Source organism: Nocardia sp. NPDC003345 (assembly GCF_053589395.1).
In genome coordinates this window covers 18,254-27,655 of record NZ_JBSFRU010000048.1, presented here as the reverse complement: position 1 = coordinate 27,655, position 9,402 = coordinate 18,254, and the positions used below count along the sequence as shown (strand labels likewise).

General features: G+C 67.1%; 7 protein-coding genes and 1 tRNA gene. 4 read left to right on the top strand and 4 right to left on the bottom strand.

Going from position 1 to position 9,402, the window contains the following annotated elements; genetic code table 11:
* The first annotated feature begins 348 nt into the window (after positions 1-348).
* Genes ACWDU1_RS08690 through ACWDU1_RS08675 form a run of 4 tightly spaced genes read left to right on the top strand, consistent with a single transcriptional unit; the run spans position 349 to position 3,889 of the window.
* Positions 349-777, top strand: a complete 429-nt coding sequence (locus tag ACWDU1_RS08690) for a hypothetical protein (protein ID WP_449996832.1) — start codon at positions 349-351, stop codon at positions 775-777.
* A complete protein-coding gene (locus ACWDU1_RS08685; RefSeq protein ID WP_449996831.1) occupies positions 777-2,456 on the top strand; it encodes a replication initiator in 1,680 nt (559 codons plus the stop codon). The genes ACWDU1_RS08690 and ACWDU1_RS08685 overlap by 1 nt, the downstream gene beginning before the upstream one ends.
* A 15-nt stretch (positions 2,457-2,471) precedes the next feature.
* Complete coding sequence (locus ACWDU1_RS08680; protein ID WP_449996829.1) at positions 2,472-2,651, top strand: helix-turn-helix domain-containing protein; 180 nt, start codon at positions 2,472-2,474, stop codon at positions 2,649-2,651.
* Positions 2,651-3,889, top strand: a complete 1,239-nt coding sequence (locus ACWDU1_RS08675) for a tyrosine-type recombinase/integrase (protein ID WP_449996828.1) — start codon at positions 2,651-2,653, stop codon at positions 3,887-3,889. Before ACWDU1_RS08680 ends, ACWDU1_RS08675 begins: the two co-directional genes overlap by 1 nt.
* Before the next feature lie 47 nt (positions 3,890-3,936).
* Here ACWDU1_RS08675 and ACWDU1_RS08670 read toward each other — a convergent pair.
* From ACWDU1_RS08670 to topA, 4 genes are all read right to left on the bottom strand, one after another.
* Positions 3,937-4,012 (bottom strand) — tRNA-Thr (locus ACWDU1_RS08670).
* A 57-nt stretch (positions 4,013-4,069) separates the two neighbouring features.
* Entirely contained in the window at positions 4,070-5,257 is a 1,188-nt protein-coding gene (locus ACWDU1_RS08665; RefSeq protein WP_449996826.1) for a DNA polymerase III subunit delta', read from the bottom strand.
* A 95-nt stretch (positions 5,258-5,352) separates the two neighbouring features.
* Positions 5,353-5,859, bottom strand: a complete 507-nt coding sequence (locus ACWDU1_RS08660; RefSeq protein WP_449996825.1) for a mycothiol transferase — start codon at positions 5,857-5,859, stop codon at positions 5,353-5,355.
* Positions 5,860-5,928: 69 nt separating this feature from the next.
* Positions 5,929-8,799, bottom strand: coding sequence for a type I DNA topoisomerase (gene topA, locus ACWDU1_RS08655; protein ID WP_449996840.1), 2,871 nt, complete (start codon positions 8,797-8,799; stop codon positions 5,929-5,931).
* Positions 8,800-9,402 lie beyond the last annotated feature (603 nt).

Here is a 9,402-nt window from a genome sequence, read left to right as displayed (position 1 = left end):
CAGGTCATTATAGAGACTGAGGGCGACACAAAGAAGCTCCCCGGCGATTCGCAGTCACCGGGGAGCAGACCGAAGCGGGTGCAACCGCTCCAGCAATCACTCTGACCTCAGAGATAGGGGCTCCGAAGTCATGACCATCGTAGTAGACGAGATGTCGGACCGTTCCGACTCCGCTCAGCACCTGGCCGGGGCGGATGTCCCGGAGTCGGTCCGCATCGCCGAGAAGCTGAGGCGGATTCGGGAGATCCATCGGGAGCAGGGGCCGCGGCTGCCGCGCTCTCCGGAGGGTCCGGTGATGTTCGAGTGCTGGCCCGCTGGTGGCGGTGCCCCGACGCGGTGGATGGGTCGGTGATCGTGATGGCCTCGAACATGGTTTCGCTCCGTACTCGCTCTCTGAAGTCGGAGGTGTTGCGGCCGTCTCGGTTGAATGCGGCGGGGTGGTGCATCTATTGCTGCGGCCGACACTGCGAGAAGGCAGCGTGTATCGCCTGGTACGCGGGGGCGGTGTGGGAGACCTGCACTCGGTGTGGCGGCAGCGAGTACGTGGACGGCCACCTGGACCCGGAGACGTCGACCGAGCGCTGCGATTGCACCCAGGGCCTGACCGAGACCGGTGCTTCCGGGGCAGTGGCCGAGGTGATCGGGTTCCCGGGTGCGCGAGAGCGCAAGGCTCCGGAGGTCATCGGCTACAGCGCGCAGGGTCGGCCGGTGATCCGTGATCACCTGGGCAAGGTCTCGGAAGTGTTCGACATCGACGACCCCGAGCAGTGGTTCTGATGGCGGCGGCGGTGACAGACCTTGGTGGAGCTCCTGCGGCCCGGACCACGGCGGCGGAGCGGCGTTCGGAACTGAACCTTGTCGAGTTGGCGGCGTCGGCGGCGGAGAAGGAGGGCGTGTGCCAGCGTCCTCTGCCGATGCTGGCCACCACCGAAGACGGCGGCACCAAATACATCGGCGCCCCGTGCAAATCGACGTTGGAGTGCGTGTGCCCGGCCTGCTCGGCCCGCGCCCGGCTCCTGCGTATCCAGCAGGCCCACGAGGGCTGGCACATCGGAGAGGAACCGGTAGTGGAGAAGAAGAAACCGACCGAGCAGCAGATGGACCTGCTGCGGGCCCGTGCCGATCTCATGGCCTCCTACGCCGACGCCAAGGAGTCCGGCGACCAGGAAATGATGGACGGCATCCGGGAGGTCGTGGAAGACCTCGACAACGACCTGCGCGGGACCGGGATCCGCGGGAAGCTGCCCAGCCTGGATCCGGGTGAGAAGCCGGTCCGTAAGCGGACTACTCGCCGTCAGCAGGCGGCCCCGGACCTGCCTCGGAAGAAGGTCGGTAAGACCACGATCGGGCGGGAGTACGCGGGCAAGTACCGGCCCTCGCTGTTCCTGACCCTCACCCTCCCGTCCTACGGTCGTGTCGGCCCGGATGGCGCTCCGGTGAACATGGACACCTACGACTACCGCCAGGCCGCCCGGGACACGATCCACTTCGCGGCACTGTTCGACCGGTTCATCCAGAACTACCGCCGGGCCTCCGGTCGCGATGTCCAGTACTTCGCCACCGTCGAACCCCAGCGCCGTGGAGCTCCGCATATCCACATCGGGATCCGGGGCACCGACCCGAAGGAACTGATCCGCCAGCTGGCGGCCGCGACCTATCACCAGGTGTGGTGGCCGCACTTCAACGAGCCGACCTACCCCGACCGGCTGCCGCTCTTCGACCACCAGCAACAGAAGTTCGTGGACCCCGACACCCGCGAACCCCTCCCGACCTGGGACCAGGCCCAGGACATGATGTCGTCGGTCGACGAACTCGAACCCGCCCACGTGATCCGGTTCGGCCAGCAGATCGACATCAAGGGAATCCTGGGCGGCACCGAAGAAGCCAAACGCCATATCGGCTACCTGACCAAGTACCTCACCAAGTCCATCGGGGACGTGATCGAACCACAGTCCCAGCGGGCAGCCGACCACTACGACCGCCTGCACCAGGAGCTGTGCAAGACGCCGTGCTCCCCCACCTGCGGTATCTGGTTCCGCTACGGCGTCGTTCCGAAGAACGCGAACGCCAAGACTCAACCCGGGATCTGCAAGGGCAAAGCGCATCGGCGGGAAACTCTCGGGCTGCGTGGCCGGCGGGTGCTGGTGTCGCGGAAGTGGACCGGCAAGGACCTGGCCGACCACAAGGCCGACCGCGCGGACTTCGTTCGGCAGCGCCTCGCCGAAGCCGGAATGCCGATGGATCAGGTACAGCAGATGGTGATCACACCGGTAGAACCGGGCGACCCGAACGTGCCACCCCGTGAGCATCTGATCATGCAGATGGTGGCCCAGAAGATCAGTCAACGCGCCCAGTACAACCGGGCCATCCTGGCCGACCCGCCAGACGGGCCGGATATGTCCGTTTCACGTGAAACCGTTGCACCGCAACAGTATTCGTCGGACCCGGCGGCGTAGGGAGGGGTGTGGATCATGAGCGAGAAGTTCATGACGGTGCAGCAGGCGGCCGACGTTCTGCAGGTCTCCCGCTACAGCATCTATCAGTTGATCTGGTCCGGGCAGGTTCGATCGGTCACCATCGGCCGGTCGCGTCGTATCGTCCGGCAATCGTTCGATAGCTATGTGTCGGACCTGATCGACCAGGCGGCGTGATGACTGAGAAGGCTCGGAGGAAGAACCCGAACGGCTCCGGCAGTATCAGCGCCCGCAAGGACGGCCGCTACGAACTCAAGCTGTTCGTCGATGCGCCGGACGGTACCCGCAAGCGGATCAGCGTCTACGGCGCGACATGGGAGGAAGCCGACGCGGAACGTACCCGGCTCAAGGAGTTGCAGCGCCGGGCGGTTCCGGTCGATGTGACGACGATGACCGTTCGGCAATACCTCCAATACTGGCTGGACAGCGTGGTCGAACCCTCGGTGCGGCCGACAACCTACGTCACATGGGAGGCGCTGGTTCGGCTGTACATGATCCCGGGGCTCGGACGGCACAAGCTTCGGGCGTTGCAGGCCAAGCACGTTCGTGATTGGCTGACCAAGGTCTCTCGGCAATGCCAGTGCTGCGTCCAGAAGAAAGACGCCAAGCGGGCCGAGAAGGGCAAGGCTCGCTGCTGCGCTCGGACTCCGGCGGCGTGCTGTGAGCAGTTCCCCAGTACCGGGACTCTCCGGACGATCCTCCGGGTTCTGCGTGCTGCGATGCAAGACGCGGTGGAAGACGATCTACTGGCCCGCAATGTGACGAAGCAGGTCAAGATGCCCGCTGGCCGGGTGCGCAAGGAGAAGCCCTGGTCCGAAGACGAGGCATTGCGCTTTCTGGAGACGGCGAAGGATCACCGGCTGTACGCGCTGTGGTCGGTGGCTCTGGCGATCGGGCTACGCCGCGGTGAGGCGCTGGGCCTCCGATGGACTGATGTGGATCTGACCGGTGGGGCGGTCGATATCTCGCAGGCGTTGTATCGAGTCGGTGGCCGGCTGGATCTGTTTGACGTCAAGACTGAAGGTTCGGAGGCGACGGTGCCGCTTCCGCCGAGGCTGCTCCAGCTCCTTCGGCAACATCGACAGGATCAGCTTCAGGACGTGGCCGTATCGGAGGCGAACCGGTTGGGCCTGGTGTTCACGACAACCAGGGGCACGCCGCTGGAACCGCGCAACGTCAACCGGGCGTTTACCGAGTTGGTGAAGAAGGCTGGCGTACGACCGATCCGCCTGCATGATCTTCGCCACTCGTGCGCGACGCTGCTGTTCGCTCAGGGCGTCGAGGCCGCGACTGTACAGCGGATCTTGCGTCATAGCTCGATCTCGACGACCACGAGCATCTACATGGATGTGATCGAACGGGTGCAGCGTGAGGCAGTGGCGGGGATGGACGGGCTGTTCCGGGACCGAGGGTGACTGTCGTCAAAAACTGTCGTCATCGGCCCCGGAATCCCGGGAAAACGTGGAGCCGCCTAGGAGAATCGAACTCCTGACCTTTTCATTACGAGTGAAGCGCTCTACCGACTGAGCTAAGGCGGCGTGCCTTTCGGCCACGCGAGTCTATCGTCTCGAACCTGGGAACGCGAAAACGGGTGGTCAGCGGCTTTGGGCGATGAGGGTGGCGGCCATCGCGGCGAGAGCGAAACGGGGTTTGACGTTGAGGTCGAGGGCTTCGCGGCAGGCCAGGATGGCGTCGATGGAGCGGAGCAGGCCTTCGGGGCGGGCGCGGGCGGCGAGGTCGCGGGCGCGGTCGGCCATATCGGGGTGGGTCAGGGTGAGGCCGGTGGAGTCGCCGAAGGAGATGGCGAGAGCGTCGCGGTAGAGGCCGGCGATATCCAGGAGGGCGCGGTCGAGGGCGTCGCGGCCGGTGCGGGTGGCGCGGGATTTCTGGCGGCGTTCGAGTTCCTTCAGGACCCCCGCCGAACCACGGGTGGCGGAGGCGGCCCCTTTGCCGGTGCCGCCGGCGCCGAGGGCGGTGGCGAGTTCGTCGCGTTCGCGTTCGTCGCGTTCGGCGCTGAGTTGTCTGGCTTCGTCGTCCGCGGCTTTGACGAGTTCGTCGGCGGCGAGGTAGGCGTTGCCGCGGGCTACCGCCGTAACCAGATCGAGGGCGAGGCGGCGGCTGGTTCGAGCCTCTTCATCGGTGGCGAGTCGGCGGGCGCGGCCGACGTGGCCGCCGCTCACCGATGCCGCCCATTCGGCGGTTTTCTCGTCGAGGCCGTCGTGCTCACGCAGCACCCGGGCGATGGCGGGAGCCGTCGGGGTCACCAGGTGGACGTGGCGGCAGCGGGAGCGCAGGGTGACCGAGATGTCCTCGGGATCCACCGACGGCGCGCACAGCAGGAACACTGTGCGCCCGGGTGGCTCTTCGACGGCCTTGAGCAGGGCGTTACCCGCACCCTCGGTGAGGCGGTCGGCGTCCTCGATGATGACCACCTGCCAGTAGCCGGTGCTGGGGCGGCGGGCGGCGATCTGGACGATGCCGCGCATCTCCTTGACCGAGATACTCAGACCCTCGGGGATCACACGGCGGACGTCGCCGTGGGTGCCGGCCATCGTCGTGGTGCACGCGTGGCAGTGGCCGCAGCCGGGGGTGCCGGGGTCGGTGCATTGCAGGGCGGCGGCGAAGCAGAGCGCGGCCACCGAGCGCCCGGACCCGGGCGGGCCGGTGAACAGCCACGAATGCGTCATCGCACCCTCGGCCGTCCCGGAACGCGCGGCGACGGCGGCGCTGATCAGATCGGCCGTCACCGCCTCCTGGCCCACGAGACGATCGAAGACTCCCACGCCCGACACCCTAATCCAGGCGGTCGGCGCGGCGGTGGCCCACACGGGACACCGGGCCGGCGGGCGCTTCGGAAGGGTTACGCACCGGACCGGGGCTAACCGGCGCGCTGCGCGGTCGTATTGGCGCCGTCGAGTTCCTCGCGGATGATATCGGCGTGCCCGCTGTGCTGGGCGATCTCGCGCAGGATGTGCAGGATCAGGAAACGGGCCGACCACCACACCCGGCCGGGGACCCAGGGATTCTTCGGGGTGGGGATGGAGGCGTCGAGATCGTCCACCGCGCGGATGAGTTCGGCGGTGTTCGTGGCGATCCGATCCCACTCCGCGAGGAGGCCGGTGACCGTTTCGTCCTCGGCGATGATGTATTCGCCCGCGTAGTCCTCGAGCTTCTGTTCCGCGTTCTCGTCACGTTCGACCAGCACGGTGGTCCAGTCGCGTTCGCAGCGGACCAGGTGGTGCAGCAGCCCGCCGAGAGTGAGTTCGCTGGCGGTGGTGCGGGTACGCGCCTGATCTTCGCCGATACCGCGCAGGGTGATCCGGAACATCTCCCGCTGCTCGTCGAGTAGCCGGATCAGATCCTCATGTTCCCGGCTGCGGGTCATCGGCGCTCCTTCGGTATCGGACGGTAACGCGCGTGACACTACGGCGGGTGTCCGACAAGCGGCGGGCGGTTATTCGCTGCCCTGGGAGGAACCGTTCGCGGACTGCCTGGCCGGGGCCTTCTTCGCGGCCGCCTTCTTGGCGGGAGCCTTCTTCGTGGCGGCCTTCGCGGTGGTCTTCTTCGCCGCCGTGGTGGTCTTCTTGGCGGTGGTCTTCTTCGCCGCGGCCTTCTTGGCGGGAGCCTTCTTGGCCGCCTTCTTCGCGGTCTTCTTCACCGGGCCCCGGGCCCGCCGGTCGGCCAGCAATTCGGAGGCGCGTTCGTCGGTGATCGACTCCACCTCGTCGCCCTTGCGCAGGCTCGCGTTGGTCTCCCCGTCGGTGACATAGGGCCCGAACCGGCCGTCCTTGATCACCATCGGTTTCCCGGTGGCGGAATCGTTGCCCAGTTCGCGCAGCGGCGCGGCGGCCGCGGCCTGTCTACCTCTGCGTTTGGGCTCGGCATAGAGTTTGAGCGCCTCGTCCAGGGTCACCGTGAAGATCTGATCCTCGGTGGCCAGCGAACGCGAATCGGTGCCCTTCTTCAGATATGGGCCGTAGCGGCCGTTCTGGGCGGTGATCTCCTCGCCGGACCCCGGATCCGTGCCGACGACCCGGGGCAGGGCCAGCAGTTTCAGCGCGTCCTCGAGGGTGACCGTCGCCGGATCCATGGATTTGAGCAGCGAACCGGTGCGCGGTTTCGGACCGTTTTTCTTGGCGGTTTTCTTGGCCGCCTGATCTTCCTCCGGCTCCGGCAGGATCTCGGTGACGTAGGGACCGAAACGGCCTTCCTTGGCGACGATCTCGTGACCGGTCTCCGGATCGACGCCAAGTTTGCGACCCTCCTGCGGCGTGGCGAAAAGCTTCTCCGCGATCTCGGGAGTCAGCTCGTCGGGCGGCAGATCGTCGGGCAGATTCGCGCGCTGCGAAGTCGGTTCGGCATCGGGCTTGTCGGGGTCGGTGACCATCCGCTCCAGGTACGGGCCGTAGCGGCCGACCCGCACCACCACATCGCGGCCCGCGTCGTCGTTGAAGAGTTTGATCGAATTGATCACCCGGGCGTCGATATCGTCGAGCCGCTCCCCGACCATCTTCTTCAGGCCACCGGACCGCGCGACCGACCCCTCCGCCCCGTCGTCACCGCCGAAGTAGAAGCTGGACAACCAGTTGCCGCGCTGGGCGCGACCACCGGCGATCGCGTCCAGATCGTCTTCCATGGCGGCGGTGAAATCGAAATCGACCAACCGGCCGAAATACTGCTCGAGCAGCCCGGTTACCGAGAAGGCGACCCACGACGGCACCAGCGCGCTACCCCGCTTGTAGATGTAGCCGCGGTCGAGGATGGTCTTGATGATCGACGAATAGGTGGACGGGCGGCCGATCCCCAGCTCTTCGAGCGTTTTGATCAGCGAGGCCTCGGTATATCGGGCGGGCGGATTGGTGCTGTGCCCGTCGGGGTTCAGCTCGACCGCGGTAACGCCCTCGCCCTCGTCGAGCTGCGGCAGCCGGGTCTCGGCGTCGTCGGACTGGCCGCCGGCCTCCTCGTCGACGCTCTCCACATACGCCTTCAGGAAGCCCGGGAAGGTGATGGTGCGTCCGGAGGCGGAGAACACGCACTGCTCGCCGGTACCGGCGGTGCCGGTGATGCGCAGGGTGAGGGTGGTGCCCTTGGCATCGGCCATCTGCGAGGCCACCGTGCGCTGCCAGATCAGCTCGTAGAGACGGAATTCGTCCTGGTCCAGGCGGGCGTGCAGTTGCCCCGGGGTGGCGAAGGTATCGCCCGCGGGGCGGATCGCCTCGTGTGCTTCCTGCGCGTTCTTGACCTTGCGCGTGTACTGGCGGGCGGTCGGGTGCACGTACTCGGCGCCGTAGAGCTGGGTGGCCTGGGCGCGCGCGGCATTGATCGCCGACTCCGACAGTGTGGTCGAGTCGGTACGCATATAGGTGATGTAGCCGTTCTCGTACAGCCGCTGCGCGGTGCGCATGGTGCGTTCGGAGGTGAAACGCAGTTTGCGGCCGGCCTCCTGCTGCAACGTGGAGGTCATGAACGGTGCGTACGGCTTGCGGGTGTAGGGCTTGGACTCGGCGGAGGTGACCACGAGGTCGGCACCGTGCAGGGCCTCGGCCAGCCGGCGCGCATGGGCCTCGTCGAGGACCAGCGCCCGCGAATCGGTTTTCAGCTGCCCGTTCGACCCGAAATCACGGCCGGTGGCCACCCGGGATCCGTCCACATCGACCAGACGGGCGGAGAAAGTGCGCGGGTTGGCGGAATCGGTCTCGCCGCCCGCGTCCAGTTTCGCCGCGATATCCCAGTACTCCGCCGAGCGGAACGCCATCCGCTCACGTTCGCGCTGCACGACCACCCGGGTCGCGACGGACTGCACCCGGCCCGCCGACAACCGCGGCATGACCTTCTTCCACAGCACCGGACTGACCTCGTAGCCGTAGAGGCGGTCCAGGATGCGACGGGTCTCCTGCGCGTCGACCAGGTCGTTGTCGAGATCGCGGGTATCCGCGGCGGCCGCCCGGATCGCGGGCTCGGTGATCTCGTGGAACACCATCCGCCGGACCGGGACCTTCGGCTTGAGCGTCTCCAGGAGATGCCAGGCGATGGCCTCGCCCTCACGGTCGGGGTCGGTGGCGAGATACAACTCGTCGGCGTCGGCCAGCAGACCTTTGAGCTCGGTGACCTTGCCCTTCTTGTCCGGGCTGACCACATAGATGGGTTCGAAGTCGTTGTTCACGTCGACCCCGAGGCGCGCCCAGTCCTGCCCCTTGTACTTGGCCGGCACATCGGCAGCGCCGCGCGGCAGGTCCCGGATATGACCCACCGAAGCCTCGACCGTATAGTTCCGGCCCAGGTAGGGGGCTATTTTTCGGGCCTTCGTGGGGGACTCGACGATCACGAGACGACGCACGGGACGGCCCGCCTCGGCTGCGCTTCGGTCTCGTGTTGCCACCGGCGAATCCCTTTCCTTCCCTCGACCCGCTGAACTCTGCTGGGGGCGCAGGACGCGGCTGGATGAACAAGTAGTGACGGCGTACATCACCACCAGACACGTTTATACCTTGACGCTGCGCGTGGTCGAGCGGTTGCGACCATCGGGCGATGGCGCGTCGATGCCGTTCAGTATGCAGTGCCGGGGGGCGGCAAAGCACGCACGGTGGGTGGGGAACCTGCCCGATATCGCGATGACCGGTGCGGGTGGAGGGCAATCCGGCGCCCCTCCGCGCGTCGCGGGACCCCGGCCCGGGTGCCCGGCGTCACCGGGCCGGATGGGCCGCGGGAGTGGAGACGGGCGCCTCACTCCGGTGAGCCGCCCGACCGGACGGGCCCACCTCGTCGTCGGCGGGCGGCCGGGCGCGGAGCCCGCGATCGCGGTGGGTGTCCCGATACGCGACGGGTGCGCGGCCGAAGGGAAACCCGGGTTACGCCGGGCGACCACGGCCGGGCCGGGCTGCCGGGAGCGCGAGGCCGGAATGGATGCGGAGGTACGCGGGAAGCGCAT